The sequence below is a fragment of the Bacteroidota bacterium genome (genome assembly GCA_016715945.1).
GTDB lineage: Bacteria > Bacteroidota > Bacteroidia > Bacteroidales > F082 > JALNZU01.
Map to the genome: position 1 here is coordinate 1811116 of JADJXJ010000001.1, position 19406 is coordinate 1830521.

Below are 19406 nucleotides of genomic sequence, written 5' to 3' on the forward strand. Positions count from 1 at the left end.
ACAAAAAATTATGGTCATGAAACGACTTTTACTCTTCATAGCACTGTCTGGCCTGGCCGCTTACAACTCTTTTGGCCAAAGCCTGGCAATCATATACAATAATGAGCGCATCAACAACGGCACAGTTGTCACCCTCACAGGCGAAATCAACAGCGACCCGTTTTACGAAATGGTTGCACATGCCCGCATCCTCAACCTGACCAACAGGCCGGTTGAAGTACGCGCAAAACGTATTATCGTGGATACCATTCCCGGCACCGAAAACTATCTGTGCTGGGTGCAATGCTTCCCGCCTAATGTGGACGTTTCGTTGCAAGTGCACACCATTGGCGCCAACGACACCACCGCCAATGATATTTTTGGCGGTCACTATGTGCCAAAATCCAAGCCTGGAAAGACTACCATCGGCTACGAGTTTTGGGTGGAAGGTTCGCCCGAAGACAAAGCCTTTTTCACTGTCGAGTTTTTTGTGCAACCCTCCTCGATTATTGAGCAAACCAACCGCCTGGGCAACGCAGCTCCCAACCCAGCCAGGGAATCGGTGAAAATCGATTATCAGATTCAGCCACAGTCGGGAAGCGCCAGCATCAGGCTTTCCAATCTGCTGGGTCAAACCGTGATGGAACAACCCCTGAACAATTTCCAGGGCAGTGTGCAGCTCAACCTCAGCGGATTGCAGGAAGGCGTCTATTTCTACAGCCTGGTGATCAACAATCAGGTGAGCAGCACGCGCAAACTCATCATCCGGAGGTAACACCCCACACCTTTCTCTATGATATTCACCCTGTGGACTTTAAGTTCCCAGGGTGTTTTTTTGGTCGAAATAAAAGATTGTGATGAAAAACAATTCGCTTATTTTTGCACCAAGGGGGATAGCTTGCAATATATGTGTATTGCACATAAAATGTTTATTACCAGTAGATTAAAAACAAGCTATCGAATTGCTTAACCAACAAGAAACCGGCATATGAGTATCAAACAAAAGACTTCTGACCTTCAGCGTCGAATGCGTGAAGCATTGATGGGCGGGGGCCAGCAAGCCATCGAACGCCAGAAAGCCACCGGAAAGCTTACCGCACGCGAGCGCATCATTGCGCTGCTCGATCCCAAATCGTTTCATGAATATGACCTGTTTGTGGAGCATGCGGCCAAGGACTTCGACATGGACAAGAAGTACCTGCCCGGCGACGGAGTAATTACAGGCACAGGCACATTGGCCGGACACCCTGTCTGCATCTATGCGCAGGACTTCACGGTTGCCGGCGGATCGCTCGGCTGGATGCATGCCAAGAAGATCACCAAGATCATGGATCATGCCATGAAGCTCAAGGTGCCCATCATCGGCATCAACGACTCGGGAGGAGCGCGCATTCAGGAAGGTGTGAACTCACTTGCCGGTTATGGTGAAATTTTCTACCGCAACACTCAGGCTTCGGGAGTTATTCCGCAAATTTCCGTCATCCTCGGTCCTTGCGCCGGTGGTGCAGTATATTCCCCTGCCCTCACCGACTTTGTGTTTGTGGTCGAAAACATCTCAAAGATGTTCATCACCGGCCCCGAGGTGATCAAAACCGTGCTGGGCGAAGAAATTTCCATGGAAGAGCTCGGGGGCGCAAAGGTGCATGCCGAAATCACAGGCAATGCCCATTTCTACGCCAAAAGCGAAGAAGAATGTTTCGAACAGATCAAACAACTCTGCTCGTACATTCCGTGGAACAACATGAAAAAAGCCGAGCGCTTTCCCAAAAAAGCCCCCAAAACCAAAGAATACAAAATTGAAAATATCTTGCCGGCCGACCCGCGCATGCCCTACGACGTACGCCATGTGATCAAGGCCATAGCCGACAATTCAGAATTTCTTGAAGTTCAGGAACTCTTTGCCGCAAACATCGTCATCGGTTTCGGTCGAATCAACGGGGATACGGTTGGATTTGTGGCCAACCAGCCGCTGGTGCTGGCCGGTGTGCTCGACGTGGACTCGTCGGACAAAGCAGCAAGATTTATCCGCTACTGCGATGCCTTCAACATCCCCCTGGTCACATTGGTTGACCTGCCCGGATACCTGCCGGGCATCGACCAGGAACATGCCGGTGTGATCAGGCATGGCGCCAAGGTGTTGTATGCCTATTCGGAAGCCACGGTGCCAAAGATCACCGTGATCATGCGCAAGGCCTACGGCGGAGGATACATCGCCATGTGCTCGCACCACCTCAGGGCCGACTTTGTTTTTGCCTGGCCCACTGCCGAAATTGCAGTTATGGGTCCCGAAGGTGCAGCCAACATCATCTTCCGCAAGGAAATCATGTCGGCCGAAAATCCTGAAGAGATGCGCCGCCAAAAGGTTGAAGAATATAAAGCCAAATTTGCAAACCCCTATGTAGCAGCAGCTTATGGGTATATCGACGCGGTGATCGAACCGGGAGAAACCAGGCGCATGCTCATGCACTCGCTCGAAATTTCGAAAGACAAGATTGTGGAAGTGCCCATGAAAAAGCATGGCATTCCCCCATTCTGATGCGAAAAAGCACAGGCCAATAGCCAACACATCCTGCTGTGTTGTAGAACCAATTACGCCAGAACACCATGCCCAGCAAAAACAGCAAAGAAAAAAAGGGGGGCAGTAGTCCCGAAATGAACGAGCTGAATATTGATAGCTTTGCCTATAAAACCCTGCACACCAGGAAGTTTTTGATGCGTAAGCCGTATGCTCCGCCCGCACCCGGGCTGGTGGCAGCCTTTATTCCGGGCGTCATCACCGAAGTATTTGTTTCGGAAGGCCAGACAGTGAAAAAAGGCGATAAGCTTGTCATCCTCGAAGCCATGAAGATGCTCAACGAGATCATGGCACCGATTGATGGTACTGTGAAGTCTGTCTCGGTAAAGAGCGGAGATAAAGTAACTAAGAATCAACCGCTTATCGAGCTCGAGCCGGCACCGGCCGACTGAGCATCTGCAACAATAAAGGCCAGCAATTCATCCATACCTCGCCTTGTTTCAGCCGAGGTGATCATCATCATTGGCAGCTCGTCCCACCACTCAGTCAGTGCCTTGCGGTAATCCGCTATCTGGCTGCGCAATTGGTTTTCGCTGAGCTTATCCGACTTGGTAAACAGGATGACGAAGGGAATGCCGGAAGCCCCCATCCAATTGATCATCTCAATGTCGCTTTGCTGGGGTGGTATTCTGCTGTCCACCAGGATGAAAGTATAGCGCAGATTGTTTCGCTTGCTCAGGTATTCGTGCATCAGCTCGCGCCATTTCTGACGATCGGCCTGCGAACGGCGGGCGTATCCATAGCCCGGGAGGTCAACCAGGTACCACTGGTTGTCAATCAGAAAATGGTTGATCGTGATGGTCTTTCCCGGCCTTGAGGAAGTCTTGGCCAACCCTTTGACCCTGGTGAGCGAGTTGATGAGCGACGATTTTCCTACATTCGACCTGCCGACAAAAGCGTACTCTGGTTTGCGTGTTTTGGGCATCTTGTCGAGGCTCACCACGCTCGAGATAAATTCAGCTTTGCGGATGCTCATTGCTGGAGATGATAGGGCGTTTGGTCCTTCACATAACTGTTGGTGTGCCTGTCCTTTTTCTCCGGGAAAATGTCGTTGATGGTGACGAGTATGCCGGTCTCCTCCACCTGCCCGAACCCGGCATTGAGGGCGGTGCCAAAAGTGCGCATACTCGGCGATAGGTTCATGTAAGCATTCACCAATGGCGGTATGTTTTCGCCCTGCTGACGCACAATCTGCACCAGAGTTTTGTAATCTTCGGCATAATTGTGCCCCTTGATATACTCTGCGAACCGTTGCGGATCGGTTTTAAACTTGAGCGGCTGGTGCGGATACACCAGCTTGTCTGGATCGGGGAAGTAGGTATGCATGAAGTGGAGGATCAGGTCGCGGGCAAGCGGGTCGAAATGGTCATACATGGTTACTTTCCCGAAGAAATACCGGATGTGCGGGTAGTCGATGATGAGCGCTCCAAGCCCGTCCCAGAGGTTGTCGAGGGAGTACATGCCTTTCCGCAGGTTTTTTGATGGTTGATAGGCCGGCTGCACAAAAGAGCGGCCAAGTTCGATGGTGTAGGGCAAAAAATCGCGGATAAAGGTTTCGGAATATTCGAAGAGGTGCGCTGTCGGGGTGTGAATTTTTCCGTCGGCCCCTGGTTTCAGCCTGCTGCAATCGAGAAAGCGGTATCCGCCGACAATCTCACGGTCTTCCGGACTCCATACGATCAGTTGCATGAAGCCATCTTCGATCAGGTCGAACTCATCAACGTCTATCTCCTCTCCAGTGCCACCGCCTGAGTCGCGAAACGACAGTTCCCTCAGCCTGCCAATCTCGCGCATAACCGATGGGGCCTCGGTAGCATGAATGACATAGAGCTCATTGTTGCCAAAATTCGTCTTCCGCATAAAACGGTCTTTCGTCAGCTCATCGAGCAGCGCTTCGCGTGGCACAGCATCTATTACCGGCTTGGTATGCATGGCTTTATTGTTATATCATTGAAAAATAATCCTTGTCCGCATCAAATTCCGCATCCGGATGATTGGCAAGGTAATACACAAAACCGCGCAGCTTCTCGGCCCATTGGTTTTCGTTGAACCTCCGGTCAAAATACTGCCAGGGAATTGGCTTGCCAAATGTGATGCAAATGTCCTGATCCTGCTGTTTGAAGAATTCATCAACAAGGTAAAGCATTTCGATATTGGCCTTGATTCCCAGGGCTTTGCGAAGGTTAGCAAGCCGATAGAAGAAATCGGAATTGTGTCCGCTGATGTGGGTTGGGATGATGTCGCGCTTATAGCGTCGGGCCTTTGAGAGGAAAGTTTTTTTCCAGTCGAGATCGCGGATGATGCCCTTGCGCTTGCGCGACACCAGGCCAAACGGAAAATAACAGACGATGGCATTGCCTTCGAAAGTTTCGTTCAGGATGCGGATGTTGTCGGCATTGCTTCCGTGCTTGTTGATTGGCACGAATAGAGGCTCCAGATTCTTGATATTCAGCAGAATATCATTGACAGGAAACTGAATGTCACGCCTCACCTTTCCGATGGCCTGCATGAGTACAATGCCATCGAGCCCACCCAGCGGATGGTTGCTGGCCACCACAAAGCGTCCTTCGGGCAGGATGTATTCCAATCCACGCAGGGCAACCCTTGGCCGGAACATATTAACCACCTCATCCACAAACTCAAGCCCCTGAAGATGTCCATGTTGCAACAGGAAGGCGTTAATCTCGTCCTGGTGAATAATCCGCTGAAGGTAGCGGATCACAAACGATGGGATCATCCTGGCCAGTGACGGATTTTTATCCGCGAAAACTTTCCTGACGTCAATGAGCTTTACAGCATTCGTTGCTTCTGCCTGCGCAGGAACGTCCATATTAATCTCCTTTTCCAAAACAAAGTTAACCAATTTTTAAACTTTTGCACAAATCCTTAGGATTCTTGGCAATTGCAACTCATTCCCCTGACATTGTGGCCATTGCATCCTACCCCAAATGCGCAGGTGTGGCGAAGGACGTATTGTTGATAACTTTTCTTCACTTACAATAGCCTGTTATTCAGTTATTTATACCCTTTAGACAAACATTTTTCACCTGCAAACGCAACTAAATTGCCTCAAAAGTGGGGAAAAGTGGGGAAAAGTGGTAAAATTTGCAGTAATTTTACGAAAGTAAAACAAACTACTCTGGAACCAAAAGTGCCATTTCCGGTTGGTGATTACCAATGCAAGCTCGACGGCAAGGGCCGCCTGATGTTTCCTGCTGATTTTCAGCAGCAGCTGGGCGATTTGCTCGACGAAGGGTTTGTATTGCGCCCGGGTTTGTACCACAAGTGCATCGAGATGTACACCCTCAAAGACTGGCAGGTGAAGCAGGAAAAGCTGAAACAGCTCAGCCCGTTTGTCAAGGTGAATATTGATCTGATGCGCAGGTACAATGCGGGGGCCAGGATGGTGAAGCTCGACAGTTCGGGCAGGTTGCTGATTCCCAAGCCCTTGCTCGACCAAAGCGAGCTGAAGAAAGAAGTGGTGATTGTGGCTTTGCCCGAATACATGGAAATCTGGGACAAGGACAGCTATCAGGCCGTGAACGAGGAAATGGATCAGGAAACACTGGAGCAGTTGATGCAACAAAAATTCGGGGACAAATAAACAACCTGGGTTGGATGTACCACAAGCCTGTGTTATTGAACGAAAGTGTTGAGGCACTCAACATAAAGGCCGGAGGCGTTTATGTGGATGCTACTTTTGGCGGGGGCGGGCACAGCCGAGCGATACTCGAAAGGCTGGGCAATGGCCGGCTGATTGGTTTTGACCAGGATGCAGATGCGGCCGCCAATGTGCCACAGGACGAACGTTTCACCTTTGTTCAAAACAATTTCAGGTATCTCCGGAATTTTTTACGGTACTATGGTTTCGAGAAGGTGGATGGCATTCTGGCCGATCTAGGCGTGTCGTCGTTTCAGATTGATGAGCCTGGCCGGGGATTCTCAACCCGTTTTGATGGTCGGCTCGATATGCGCATGGACAGGCTTTCGCCATTGGATGCTGCTACAGTGGTGAATACCTACAGCCCGGAAGAGCTCACGCGCATTCTCTCGCAATATGGCGAATTGCCTCAGGCAAAGCGGTTTGCAGAGATGGTGGTGCAAGCCAGACCCATACACACCACAGCAGAGCTTCGCAAGGCAGTTGAGCGCCTGTTGCCGCGCGGCAAGGAGCACAAGCCACTTGCGCAGCTGTTTCAGGCATTGCGCATCGAGGTGAATCAGGAACTTGAGGCACTCGAGTTGTTTTTGCAGCAAAGCATCGAAATGCTGCGCGAAGGCGGCCGGCTTGTGGTGATTTCATACCACTCGCTCGAAGACCGGCTGGTTAAGAACTATATGAAGGCCGGTAATGCAAGTGGCGAGCCTCAAAAAGACTTTTTCGGAAATCAGCTGAACAGCATGAGGCTGATCAGCCGGAAAGCCATTGTGCCATCGGCCGAAGAGCTGGAGTTGAACAACCGTGCACGCAGCGCCAGAATGCGTGTAGCCGAAAAGTTGAAGCCATGACAAGCAAGGGCGCGGCACATACTCCGAAATCAGAAAAGAAGCGCAAGGGGGGCTTTAATCCTTTCCGCCGTTTCTTCCATGAAATCCTGGGGGGCGGATTCCTGGCCAGATATTTCAGTTGGGAACAAACCAAGTTCCTGCTCTTCCTGGCCCTTATCGGCTTCTATTACATCGCCAATAGCTATTACATCGAAAAACTTGCGAGGGAAATAGACAAACTGAATCGCGAAATGAAAGAGCTTCATTTTGAGTACGTTTCGGTTAAATCGCAGGTCATGTTCGAAAGCCGCCAGACGGAACTGGTGCGCAAACTCAAAAAAACCGGCATCACCGAATCGGTTGAGCCGGTTCAGAAGATTGTTGTCAAAAGCACTGCAGAGCCATGAACGATCCCAAGAAAGGCATCTTATTGAGGGTTTATCTGGTGTATGCTTCGGTGCTTTTGTTTGCCACCGTGGTGATTTACAACATCGGCCGCATTCAGTTTGTGCATGGCGAAGAGCTGCGTGCCAAAGCAGAACAGCAGGAGATCAGGGTGTTCAGAATTGAAGCCCTTCGCGGTAATATTCTGGCCACCGATGGCACACTGCTGGCAACCACCGTGCCGGTGTTCGAAGTACGCATGGACGTGGCCAACCCGCACATCACCGATCAGCGGTTTTATTCTGCACTCGACTCGCTGGCCACCGGACTGGCTGCCGTATTGAAGAACAAATCCAGGCTGCAGTATTACAACGAGCTGAAAGAAGCACGAGCCAAAGGAAACCGTTATCTGCTGCTCAAAAGACGGGTTACCTATGCCGAAGTAAAGGAATTGCGCAAGCTCCCAGTGCTGAACATGGGCAAGTTTAGGGGTGGATTGATTCTGGTGCCTGAAACAAGGCGTGAGCGACCATATAAAGATCTGGCATTAAGAACTATAGGCTACGAGATAGAGCGGGAAAACCTGTTCGTGGGCATCGAAGGAGCTTACCATGAGTACCTCAAAGGCCATGATGGGAAGCAGGTGAAGCGCCGCATCAACCATGGCGACTGGATGCCAATGTTCGACGAAAACATGGTTGAGCCCCAGAACGGGAAAGACGTAGTAAGTACCATCGATGTCAATATCCAGGATGTGGCCCAGCAGGCACTGCGCCGAAATCTTGAAGAAAACCAGGCCTACCAGGGCTGTGCCATCCTCATGGAAGCCGAAACAGGCCATATCCTGGCCATAGCCAACCTCACCTACGACGAAAAAACCAAAAAATATACCGAGAGCTACAACTACGCCATACGCGAAAGCGTGGAACCAGGTTCGACCTTCAAGCTGGCCTCAATGCTGGTATTGCTCGAGGACAAGAAAGTCAAACCTTCCGACCCGATGTTTATCGGCAACGGGCAGATGCAGTTTCACACCCGCGTCATGAAAGATGTCCATCCTATCCGGGATGGCCATACCACCGTGCGCGAGATTTTCGAGAAATCTTCAAATGTGGGTGTGGCCAAGCTCGTGTGGAACAACTACATCAACAAGCCTGAACAATTTATCGATAAGCTATACGAAATCGGACTCAACAAACCCCTCGATATTGAAATCAAAGGCGAATCGCGCCCGGTGATCAAACACCCCTCAAACAAGCAGTACTGGTACGGCACATCGCTGGCCTGGATGTCGATCGGATACGAACTGCAGATGACACCCCTGCAGATGCTTACGTTTTACAACGCTGTGGCCAACAACGGCAAGATGGTTAAACCCTTGTTTGTGAAAGAGATACGTCAAGGCAACAGCATCCTGGAAAAGCGCGAGCCAGTGGTTCTCAACGAACGAATTGCTTCCCAGGCTACCATCGACACCCTGCGGAAACTGCTGGAAAGCGTGGTGGAAAACGGAACCGGTAAAGCACTGAAAAACGATGCCTATAAAGTGGCCGGCAAAACAGGTACAGCGCAGATAGCTGCAGGCAAGAAAGGTTACGACAAGCAAAACTACAATGCCTCCTTTGTGGGCTATTTTCCGGCCGATAACCCAAAATATACCTGCATCGTAGTGGTAAGTCGCCCAAAGGCAGGAAAAATATACGGCGGTGCTGTAGCCGCACCTGTGTTCAGGGAAATAGCCGACAAAGTGTATGCCACCAGGCCAGATCTGCATGATGGCAGCCGCAGGCAGGAAGAGCAGACCCATTACGCAGCCCTCACACCGCAGTTCAAAAAATACTATAAGCCGGAGGCGTCGAGGCTGCTCGAAATGCTCAGAATTCCTGTGGCTGGCTCCAACGCTCCTTCCAACTGGGTGAGCGTAAAACCCAATGGCTCGCTGGTGGAACTTGTAGCCGTAAAAGACACCCTTGCACCCAACCAGATGCCCGACCTCTCGGGATTGCAGCTGCGCGATGCCTTGTACGTTACCGCAAGCAAAGGCCTGAAAACCAAGGTAAAAGGAAAAGGGAAAGTGGCCGCCCAGTCCATCATGGCCGGGGATACCATTCGCGAGGGACAATTTGTCGAACTTCAACTCTCAGGGCTATGAAAAGAATGATACTCTCCGAACTGCTGCACGAATGCCCTGTAAAACAAGTGATTGGCAACCCAAAAGCGGAAGTCGCTGCACTTGTGTTCGACTCCCGCAAAGTAGAGTCAGGCACGGTATTTTTTGCCCTGAGCGGCACACAGACCGACGGACACCAGTTCATCGAACAAGCAATCAGGCAGGGCGCAGTAGCCGTAGTTTGCGAACGCCTTCCCGCCAAGCCAGATGAAAATATCACCTGGATTGAGGCCGAGAGCAGTGCCTATTGCCTGGCTTTTGCCGCTTCGGCCTTTTATGGGCATCCCTCGCGACAGCTGAAGCTGGTGGGTGTGACGGGCACCAACGGGAAAACCACCGTGGCCACCCTGCTACACTCCCTGTTCACTCAGGCAGGTTATCCCTCAGGACTGATCTCCACCATCAGGTATCTGGTTGACCATCGCATTTATCCCGCTTCGCACACCACCCCTGATCCATTGACTATCAATATGTTGTTGGCAGAAATGGTAAACAGCGGCTGCTCTCACGCTTTCATGGAGGTGAGCTCGCATGCCATGGCACAGATGCGCACCTTTGGGCTGCATTTCTCGGGAGGCATATTTACCAACCTCACGCACGACCACCTGGACTACCACGGCAGTTTTGCAGCCTATCGCGATGCAAAAAAACTCTTCTTCGACCTCTTGCCGGGCGAAGCCTTTGCCCTGGTAAATCTTGACGACCGCAACGGCCGCTTTATGACACAGAATACGCGGGCACGCATTTTTAGTTATGCCCTCAAATCGGATGCCGATTTCAGGGCGCGTGTGCTCGAAAATCAGTTCGAGGGACTGCTGTTGCATATTGATGGCCGGGAAGTGATGACCCGTCTGATTGGCCGCTTCAACGCCTACAACCTGCTTGCCATTTATGCTGCAGCCCGTTTGCTGGGCATGCCGGAGGAGGAGGCGCTCACCGGACTGAGCAGACTCGAAAGCGCTTCGGGCAGATTTGAGTTTATCAAGTCGCCACGGGGCATTATTGGCATTGTGGACTATGCACATACGCCGGATGCCCTGGAAAATGTGCTGACCACCATCAACGAAATCCGCACGCGCAACGAAAAGGTGATCACCATTGCCGGTGCCGGAGGCAACCGCGACAAAGCCAAAAGGCCCGAAATGGCACGCATTGCCTGCATGCTCAGCGACGTGGTGATCCTCACTTCCGACAACCCGCGCTGGGAAGACCCGCAGGCCATTCTGAACGACATGCGGGCCGGGGTTCCGGGCGAACATTACCGCAAAACCGTGGTGATTCCCGACCGGCGCGAAGCCATTCAGGCAGCAGTCAATATGGCCGCCAAAGGCGACATCATCCTGCTTGCAGGCAAAGGACATGAAAACTACCAGGAGATAGCCGGCGAACGGCACCATTTCGACGACAAGGAAGAACTGTTCGGACGATTGCTAAATACTTGAAAACATGCTATATTATCTGTTTGGTTATTTGGACAAAACGTTTGATTTTCCAGGAGCACAGGTGTTTCAGTACATCTCGTTCAGGGCTGCTGCGGCTGTGCTCACCTCCCTTTTTATCAGTCTGATTATTGGAAAACGCTGGATAAACTACCTCAACCGCAAACAGGTTGGCGAAACCATACGCGATCTGGGACTGGAAGGACAGATCGAAAAGCAGGGCACCCCCACCATGGGCGGGCTTATCATACTTGCTTCCATTTTGGTTCCCACCCTGCTTTTTACCGACCTGGCCAACACCTACATCCTGCTGATGATTTTCACCACTGTATGGCTGGGCGCACTCGGATTTGCCGATGATTACATCAAAGTGTTCAAAAAGAACAAAAAGGGATTACCCGGGAAAACAAAAATCATCGGACAGGTGGTGCTGGGCATTGTGGTGGCCCTGACCATGTATCTGGATCCCTCGGTTCAGGTGCGCGAAAAAACCATTCCCGCAAGCCAGGTTGTAAAAACACTCGATGCCACCGGACCTGCAAGCCGCTTCAGCACAACCGAAACACGAAGCACCAAAACCACCATCCCGTTTGTAAAAAACAATGAATTCGACTATGCGGTTTTGCTCAAATGGATAGGCCCGGGTTACCGCAACTGGGCATTTCTGATTTTCATCCCGGCGGTCATCTTCATCATCACGGCCGTTTCAAACGGCGCCAACCTAACCGACGGCATGGATGGGCTTGCGGTGGGCACTTCGGCCATCATCGGGGCAACGCTGGGCATACTGGCCTGGGTGTCGGGCAACATCATCTTTGCCGACTACCTGAATATTATGTACCTCCCCGATACCGGAGAGCTCACCATATTTATCAGCGCATTTGTGGGGGCCAACATCGGCTTTTTGTGGTACAACTCCTATCCGGCCCAGGTGTTCATGGGCGACACAGGCAGCCTTGCCCTTGGAGGCATCATAGCCGTGTTTGCCATACTTATCCGCAAAGAGCTGCTCATTCCTATCCTGTGTGGCATCTTTCTGGCCGAAAGCCTGTCGGTGATGATTCAGGTTTCTTGGTTCAAATACACCAAACGCAAATATGGCGAAGGCAGGCGCATTTTTAAGATGTCGCCCCTGCATCACCATTTTCAGAAACTCGGTTATCCCGAACCCAAGATTGTACTCCGGTTTCAGATCGTAGGGATATTTCTGGCGGTGCTCTCAATTATAACATTGAAGCTGAGATAATTATGAAGTTCAACACCAATACATACAAGCGTCTGGTTGTGCTTGGTGCAGGCGAAAGCGGCACCGGTGCTGCGCTGCTGGCTCAAAAAGCCGGACTGGATGTATTGGTTTCGGATGCCGGAGCCATCAAGCCCCGTTTCAAAGAGGAGCTAGTTAAGGCAGGCATCCGCTTTGAAGAAAAGGGACACCAGCTGCCCGAACTGCTTCGTGCCGACCTTGCAGTGAAGAGTCCGGGGATACCCGACGAATCAGCGGTGGTCAGGACCCTGTCGGAGCATATGCCGGTGGTGTCGGAGATTGAATTTGCCAGCTGGTTTACCGATGCGCAGATCACCGCCATCACCGGCAGCAATGGCAAAACCACCACCACCCTGCTCACAGGTCACATCCTGCGTTCGGCAGGACTGGATGTGGCTGTGGGTGGAAACGTAGGCAAAAGTTTTGCCCGGATTATCTCGGAGGGCAATCATACACATTACGTGCTCGAAATCAGCAGCTTTCAGCTGGATGGCATACGCACTTTCAAGCCTGATATTGCCATCCTGCTCAATATTACGCCAGACCACCTCGATCGCTACGGTTACAGTTTTGAGCGCTATGCCGATTCGAAGCTGCGCATTGCCATGAATCAGCAAGCCCACGACTACTTCATTTACAACCTCGACGACCCTGCAACACAGCAAAGCGTAAGTCGCCAGGATGTCAAGGCGAAAAAAATTGGCTTTACCACCCAGGGCGGTATCCTGGAAGAGGGAGGCTATTTAAATGGAAATCAACTTAATATCAATATCAATCAAGATCTGTTTACCATGACCATCGAAGAACTTGCACTCCAGGGCAAACACAATGTCGCCAATTCGCTGGCAGCGGGAATTGCCTCAAGGCTTATACAGATCAGGAAAGAAAGCCTGAAACAAAGCCTGGCCAATTACGAAAACGTGCCCCACCGCCTTGAATTTGTTGCCAATGTGCATGGGGTGACCTACATCAACGACTCCAAGGCCACCAACGTGAACTCCACCTGGTATGCACTTGAGAGTTTTCAACGACCGGTGGTATGGATAGCTGGCGGTCAGGACAAGGGAAACGACTACAGCCAGTTGATCGCCCTAGTGCGGCAAAGGGTGAAAGCGCTCATCTGCATAGGCACCGACAACAGCAAGCTGATCAGGACTTTTGGCGAGCTTGTGCCCAGGGTGTTCGAGGCCGAAAGCATTGAGCAGGCTGTGGCTATGGCCTCGCTGGTGGCCACAAAAGACGATGTGGTATTGCTTTCGCCCGCCTGTGCCAGTTTCGACAGGTTCGAAAATTACGAAGAACGGGGAAACAGGTTTAAATCAGCAGTTAAATCATTATAGAACAACACTTTAATGTTAGCCAGAAGTATCAAAGGCGATAAGGTTATCTGGGCTATTGTGGTGCTGTTGTCGGTGCTTTCGCTGCTCACCGTGTACAGCTCCACCGGTACGCTTGCCTATAAAAATCAGGGAGGCAACACCGAATATTATATGCTCAAGCACCTGATTATCATGTTGGTTGGTTGGGTATTGATTTATCTGGCGCACAAGATTAAATATGTTTACTACTCTCCCATTTTTGCTGCAGCATTGTGGATAAGTATTCCTTTGCTGGTAATTACCCTGCTTTTTGGCCTCGATCTCAACGATGCCAAACGTGTATTGCCTTTGCCTTTTAATCTGACATTTCAAACCAGCGACCTGGCCAAGCTGACCCTGATAATTTATCTGGCAAGGCTGCTCACCAAAAAACAAGACCAGATCAAAGACTTTCGCACGGCCTTCGTGCCGCTCATACTCCCGGTGCTCACCGTGGTATTTCTCATCCTGCCGGCCAATCTCTCCACAGCCCTGATGCTTTTTACCACCAGCCTTGTGTTGCTTTTCATTGGCGGGGTTGCTTTTAGGTATATCGCAGCGCTTATTGGTTCGGGCATCTTTGTTTTTGCAATCTTCATTCTGGTTGTAATGCAAATGCCTGAAGACCAACAAGGCAGGATGCAAACCTGGAAAAACCGCATCGAAAATCACCTCAAAGACGAAGGCGACAGCTACCAGGTGGAGCAAGCCAAGATTGCAGTGGCCACCGGCGGATTGCTTGGCAAAGGGCCTGGAAACAGCACACAACGCAACTTTTTACCTCACCCCTACTCCGATTTTATTTATGCCATCATCATCGAAGAATATGGTTATGTCGGAGGGGTGTTTGTGCTTTTGCTCTATATCATATTGCTGCACAGGGCAGTAGTGATCGTCACCAAGATACCCCAGACCTTCGGAGCTTTTCTGACCATAGGGGTGGTGTTCAGCATGGTGCTGCAGGCCATGATCAATATGGCGGTGAATGTGGATGTGCTGCCTGTAACGGGGCAACCCCTGCCCATGGTCAGCATGGGAGGCACCTCTATGTGGTTTACCAGCCTATCGATTGGTATTGTGCTGAGTGTAAGCAAAGAAGTTGAGCGCAGGGACCAGGAAACCAGGCAGAAAGAAACATCTCAAATTTCAGAATCAGAAGATGAACAAACGGCCGAAGCACATATTGATTAGCGGTGGTGGCACCGGAGGGCATATCTTCCCTGCCATAGCTATTGCTGATGGCCTGAAAAATCGTTTGCCCGATGCCCGGATTCTGTTTGTGGGCGCGCAGGGCCGCATGGAAATGCAACGCGTACCCGAAGCCGGCTATCCCATCGAAGGGCTGTGGATCAGCGGGATACAACGATCGTTGAGCGCAAGCAACCTGTCGTTTCCGATAAAACTTGCATCGAGCCTGCTCAAAGCAAGAAAGATCGTCCGACAGTTCAGGCCCGACCTGGCTGTTGGCGTTGGAGGCTATGCCAGCGGACCACTTCTCTGGGCTGCCACCAGTGCTGGTGTTCCGGCGCTGATACAGGAGCAGAACGCCTTTCCGGGCATCACCAACCGCCTGCTGGCCTCCAGGGTAGAGCGGATTTGTGTGGCGTTCGAGGGCATGGAAAAGTGGTTCCCGGCAGAAAAGCTTATCCTGACAGGCAACCCCTTGCGTCCTGCTGCCATTGATATTGCCGGAAAAAGAGGTGAAGCCCTCAGATTTTTCCAGCTTGGTGAGGAGCAACCGGTGGTGCTGGTTACAGGCGGAAGCCAGGGGGCTCGTTCGATCAACGAATCCATACTCGAAGGCCTGGATGCCCTCCGCAATGCGGGTATTCAGCTCCTGTGGCAGTGTGGCGAAGCCTTTTATCCCAAGGCTAAGGCCTTGCTGGAAAACAGAAACATGAACGGCATCAGCCTCCAGCCTTTTATCAGGCGGATGGATCTGGCCTATGCGGCTGCCACGCTGGTGGTGGCCCGTGCAGGCGCCATGACGGTGGCCGAACTTGCTGCCACAGGCAAAGCCGCAATCTTTGTGCCCCTGCCCACAGCTGCCGAAGACCACCAAACCCGCAATGCTATGCAACTGGCAGAGGCAGGAGCCGCGATAGTTCAACCCGACAGCACAGCAAGAGCAAATCTGGTTAATGAAATCATCGCGCTTGCACAAAACGAAGACAAACAAAACCTGATGGCGAAAAACATCAGGAAGTTTGCCCGAACCGATGCTACAGACCGCATTGTGGAAGAAGCCATTAAACTCATGTCGTGATGCAGATCGAAAAAGGTGACAAGTTGTATTTTCTCGGAATCGGCGGCATCGGCATGAGCGCCCTGGCGAGGTATTTTCACGCTGCAGGCGCTGAGATACATGGTTACGACAAAACCCGGAGCATCATCACCGAAAGCCTCGAAAACGAAGGCATGGTGATACATTATACCGACAGCCCTGAACTCATTCCCGAAGATCTGCGTCTTGCCGTTTATACCCCGGCCATTCCCAAAGACCTGACTGAATATCAGACCCTTCTGCAATCAGGAAAACCCCTGATGAAACGAGCTGAAGTACTTGGGACCATCAGCCGGAATATCCCCACCATTGCTGTGGCCGGCACACATGGCAAAACCACGGTATCGTCAATGATTGCCCATCTGCTGGCACAGGCAGGCAAACCATTTACAGCTTTCATCGGAGGCATAGCCAACAACTTCAGGAGCAATCTGGTGATCCAGCCCAACAGCCAGTGGCTGGTTGTGGAAGCCGATGAATACGACCGCAGCTTTTTGCAGCTCAAACCACATATTGCCATCGTTAACTCGATGGACGCCGACCACCTGGACATCTACGGAAGTCCTGAAGAAATGCAGGAAACATACCGGCTATTTGCCTCATCTGCCGGTCAAGGTGGCAAACTGATTTATCGCCGCGGGCTGCCGCTCAGCAGCATCAGTGAAAACAGTCAGGTTTTTGCGCTCGATGAACCTGCAGATTTCAGCGCACAGAATATCCGTGTGGAAAAAGAGCTTTTCAGGTTCACGATCAAGACCCCGGCCGGAGATTTTGAAACTGCCCTCGGGATGCCGGGCCACCACAACGTGCTCAATGCACTGGCGGCCACAGCTGCATGCATGACAGCAGGGATAAGTCCCGAAACTATTGCTGCTGCATTGCCTGCATACAAAGGTGTATGGCGCAGGTTCGATATAATCATCAACAGACCTGATTTTCTTTATGTGGATGATTATGCCCATCACCCCGAAGAACTCCGGGCAGCCATCGAAACAGCTCGTAACCTGAGGCCGTGCAGGCACCTGACGGGAATTTTTCAGCCACATCTGTTCAGCCGCACCCGCGACTTTATGGATGGATTTGCCCGGAGCCTGGCGCTGCTCGACCGGCTGATTCTGCTCGACATTTACCCTGCCCGCGAACTCCCGATCGAAGGCATAAGCTCGGAAGTACTGCTTCGAAAAGTGCCCATGAAAGACAAGATACTGTTGAGTCCGAACGAGGCCATTGCTTTTGTAAAAACACATCCGACGGACGTGTTGATGACGCTCGGAGCCGGCGATATCGACCGCATGGTGGAACCACTCAGAAAACTTTTTACAGAATGAAGAAGCTGGTTCTCAACATATTGATTTACACACTGTGGACACTTACTGCCGCAGGCATACCGCTATTGTTTGGTTTTGCGCGACATGTGCACTATCAACAACCCCTCAGGGAAATCGAGGTGCGGCCTCTAAACAAACACCAGGCCGATTTTGTACCAGCTGCCGAAGTAAAACGAGAAATCAAAAAGCTCGGCAATGCCTCATTAAGCCTTATATCGTTCAACAACAGGCAAATAGAACAATATCTTCTGGGCAATCCTTACATCAGGCAGGCAAAGGCATACACCACCCTAGATCGCATTCTGGTGGTGAGCTACAGCGAGCGTGTACCCATGATGCGTGCACTCGACCTCAGCGGAGAATGGCACTACATCGACACCGCCGGCGTCATCTTTCCGGAGCACCCGGAAAGGTTATTCAGGCTGTTGCCGGCCATAGGTCACATACCTGCACCCGTTGAGCCTGACGGCAGCCAGATTGCTTATGCCACCGACACCACACGCAACCGCGTTTATTTTACTTTGTTCAATCTGGGCAAAATCATCACCGCCGATGAGTTTCTGAATCTGCTCATCGACCAGGTGTATATCGATGAGCATGAACAGGTTGAGCTCATTCCCGCACTTGGAACTGCGGCTGTTTTTCTTGGTAAAGGTGGCAATCCGGCAGACAAACTGGCCAATGTGGCAGCCTTTTACAAGGCCAAAAGCACAAGCCGTGAATTTGGCAGATACGCCCTGATCAACGCAAGTTTTGAAAACCAGATAGTTTGTACAATCAAAAGGGACAGCATATGAAAGCATCAGAAATTGTCGTCGGCCTCGACATAGGAACCACAAAAATTGCCTGCATCGTCGGCAGACGAAACGCGCATGGCAAGATAGAAATCATGGGATATGGGCGTACGGATTCGCTGGGGGTAAAAAGAGGTATGGTAGCGAACATTGAGGAAACTGTGCGTTCGATCTCCCATGCGGTGGAAGAAGCCCGCCAGCGTTCGAAGGTAGATATCCGGAATGTGATTGTGGGCATAGCCGGACAACATATCAAGAGCCTGCAGCACCGCGGCAGCCTGATTCGCGAAAAACCTGAGGAAGAGATCAGCAGGGCTGAGGTGGACAAGCTCATCAACGATATGTACCGGCTCAACATGGCCGCCGGCGAGGAAATCATTGATGTGATTCCTCAGGAATTCATCATTGATGGCGAACAGGGCATCAAGCAGCCAGTAGGCATGCTGGGCGCAAAACTTGAAGCCAACTTTCATGTGATCATCGGGCAAACTGCGGCTGCAAAAAACATTCTCAAATGCGTTGAGCGAGCCGGCCTGCACATGACCGACCTCGTGCTCGAACCTATAGCCTCGGCCGAAGCCGTGCTCAGCAACGAAGAAAAAGAAGCCGGGGTGGTTCTTGTGGATATCGGTGGCGGCACTACCGACATCGCCATTTTTCACGACAACATCATCAGGCACACCGCAGTCATTCCTTTCGGAGGCGACATCATCACCGAAGACATCCGCGAGGGTTGCTCAATCATTAAAAAGCATGCCGAAGAAGTAAAAGTGAAGTTTGGCTCAGCCATGGCCAGCTTTACACGCGACGACGAAGTGGTATCCATCCCTGGTATCCGGGGCCGGGCACCTCGCGAAATATCCTTCCGCAACCTGGCATCCATTATCCAGGCCAGAATGGAGGAAATATTTGAACTCGTTTATTATGAAATAAAAAACTCCGGTCTCGAACGCAAACTCATCGCAGGCATCGTACTTACCGGAGGTGGCGCGCAACTCAAACATATCGACCAGCTTGCATCATTTATCACAGGAATGGAAGTGAAAATAGGTTATCCCAACGAACACCTTGCTTCAACCACCTTCGAAGAGCTGGCCAGTCCGATGTATTCCACAGGTATAGGCCTTGTGATTGAGGGCATTAAGCGTTTCGATTATGAAGAAGATATGAGAAACCTTACGAAAAATACACAACTACCTCAGCCAGCCGCCGATCCTGATTTAAAACCGGATGAAAACCAGGACCCACCGAAACAACGTGAAAATTTTCTCGAAAAAATCATCCGCCTTTTTGAGCGGGAAGCTCAGGAGTAATACAGTTATTAACCATAAACTGTTAGCAAC

The 19406-nt window shown here is 51.2% G+C and carries 18 protein-coding genes; 15 read left to right on the forward strand and 3 right to left on the reverse strand.

Annotated features, from left to right (window positions below; translation table 11 throughout):
- The first annotated feature begins 16 nt into the window (after nt 1-16).
- From IPM52_06940 to IPM52_06950, 3 genes are all read left to right on the forward strand, one after another.
- Nucleotides 17-754, forward strand: a complete 738-nt coding sequence (locus IPM52_06940; protein ID MBK9291344.1) for a T9SS type A sorting domain-containing protein — start codon at nt 17-19, stop codon at nt 752-754.
- 213 nt (nt 755-967) lie between these two features.
- Nucleotides 968-2515: an acyl-CoA carboxylase subunit beta gene (locus IPM52_06945; protein ID MBK9291345.1), complete on the forward strand. Its 1548-nt coding sequence runs from the start codon at nt 968-970 to the stop codon at nt 2513-2515.
- Nucleotides 2516-2631: 116 nt separating this feature from the next.
- Entirely contained in the window at nt 2632-2946 is a 315-nt protein-coding gene (locus IPM52_06950; protein MBK9291346.1) for an acetyl-CoA carboxylase biotin carboxyl carrier protein subunit, read from the forward strand.
- Here the strand turns inward: IPM52_06950 and IPM52_06955 are convergent.
- Genes IPM52_06955 through IPM52_06965 form a run of 3 tightly spaced genes read right to left on the reverse strand, consistent with a single transcriptional unit; the run spans nt 2907 to nt 5384 of the window.
- Complete coding sequence (locus tag IPM52_06955) at nt 2907-3530, reverse strand: YihA family ribosome biogenesis GTP-binding protein (GenBank protein ID MBK9291347.1); 624 nt, start codon at nt 3528-3530, stop codon at nt 2907-2909. The two genes, IPM52_06950 and IPM52_06955, sit on opposite strands and share 40 nt — an antisense overlap.
- Nucleotides 3527-4486, reverse strand: a complete 960-nt coding sequence (locus IPM52_06960) for a GNAT family N-acetyltransferase (protein MBK9291348.1) — start codon at nt 4484-4486, stop codon at nt 3527-3529. The genes IPM52_06955 and IPM52_06960 overlap by 4 nt, the downstream gene beginning before the upstream one ends.
- A gap of 10 nt (nt 4487-4496) precedes the next feature.
- Nucleotides 4497-5384, reverse strand: a complete 888-nt coding sequence (locus IPM52_06965; GenBank protein MBK9291349.1) for a glycerol acyltransferase — start codon at nt 5382-5384, stop codon at nt 4497-4499.
- A gap of 321 nt (nt 5385-5705) precedes the next feature.
- Here IPM52_06965 and IPM52_06970 point away from each other — a divergent pair, with 321 nt between their 5' ends.
- Genes IPM52_06970 through ftsA form a run of 12 tightly spaced genes read left to right on the forward strand, consistent with a single transcriptional unit; the run spans nt 5706 to nt 19376 of the window.
- A complete protein-coding gene (locus IPM52_06970; GenBank protein ID MBK9291350.1) occupies nt 5706-6158 on the forward strand; it encodes a division/cell wall cluster transcriptional repressor MraZ in 453 nt (150 codons plus the stop codon).
- Nucleotides 6159-6172: 14 nt separating this feature from the next.
- Nucleotides 6173-7063: a 16S rRNA (cytosine(1402)-N(4))-methyltransferase RsmH gene (gene rsmH, locus IPM52_06975; protein MBK9291351.1), complete on the forward strand. Its 891-nt coding sequence runs from the start codon at nt 6173-6175 to the stop codon at nt 7061-7063.
- A complete protein-coding gene (locus IPM52_06980; GenBank protein MBK9291352.1) occupies nt 7060-7449 on the forward strand; it encodes a hypothetical protein in 390 nt (129 codons plus the stop codon). Before rsmH ends, IPM52_06980 begins: the two co-directional genes overlap by 4 nt.
- The gene (locus IPM52_06985; protein MBK9291353.1) at nt 7446-9578 is read left to right on the forward strand and encodes a penicillin-binding protein 2; all 2133 of its coding nucleotides are present in this window, start codon (nt 7446-7448) and stop codon (nt 9576-9578) included. Before IPM52_06980 ends, IPM52_06985 begins: the two co-directional genes overlap by 4 nt.
- 5 nt (nt 9579-9583) lie before the next feature.
- Nucleotides 9584-11038 carry a UDP-N-acetylmuramoyl-L-alanyl-D-glutamate--2,6-diaminopimelate ligase gene (locus IPM52_06990; GenBank protein ID MBK9291354.1) on the forward strand — a complete coding sequence of 485 codons (1455 nt, stop codon included), beginning with the start codon at nt 9584-9586 and terminating at the stop codon, nt 11036-11038.
- 4 nt (nt 11039-11042) lie between these two features.
- Nucleotides 11043-12281 carry a phospho-N-acetylmuramoyl-pentapeptide-transferase gene (locus IPM52_06995; protein MBK9291355.1) on the forward strand — a complete coding sequence of 413 codons (1239 nt, stop codon included), beginning with the start codon at nt 11043-11045 and terminating at the stop codon, nt 12279-12281.
- A gap of 2 nt (nt 12282-12283) precedes the next feature.
- Nucleotides 12284-13639: a UDP-N-acetylmuramoyl-L-alanine--D-glutamate ligase gene (gene murD, locus IPM52_07000; protein MBK9291356.1), complete on the forward strand. Its 1356-nt coding sequence runs from the start codon at nt 12284-12286 to the stop codon at nt 13637-13639.
- 12 nt (nt 13640-13651) lie between these two features.
- Complete coding sequence (locus tag IPM52_07005) at nt 13652-14848, forward strand: FtsW/RodA/SpoVE family cell cycle protein (GenBank protein MBK9291357.1); 1197 nt, start codon at nt 13652-13654, stop codon at nt 14846-14848.
- A complete protein-coding gene (murG, locus tag IPM52_07010) occupies nt 14817-15923 on the forward strand; it encodes an undecaprenyldiphospho-muramoylpentapeptide beta-N-acetylglucosaminyltransferase (GenBank protein MBK9291358.1) in 1107 nt (368 codons plus the stop codon). Before IPM52_07005 ends, murG begins: the two co-directional genes overlap by 32 nt.
- Entirely contained in the window at nt 15923-17269 is a 1347-nt protein-coding gene (locus tag IPM52_07015) for a UDP-N-acetylmuramate--L-alanine ligase (GenBank protein MBK9291359.1), read from the forward strand. The genes murG and IPM52_07015 overlap by 1 nt, the downstream gene beginning before the upstream one ends.
- Nucleotides 17266-18066 (forward strand): hypothetical protein, encoded by an 801-nt coding sequence (locus IPM52_07020; protein ID MBK9291360.1) that lies wholly within the window; start codon nt 17266-17268, stop codon nt 18064-18066. The genes IPM52_07015 and IPM52_07020 overlap by 4 nt, the downstream gene beginning before the upstream one ends.
- Nucleotides 18063-19376, forward strand: coding sequence for a cell division protein FtsA (gene ftsA / locus IPM52_07025; protein ID MBK9291361.1), 1314 nt, complete (start codon nt 18063-18065; stop codon nt 19374-19376). The genes IPM52_07020 and ftsA overlap by 4 nt, the downstream gene beginning before the upstream one ends.
- Nucleotides 19377-19406: the final 30 nt, after the last annotated feature.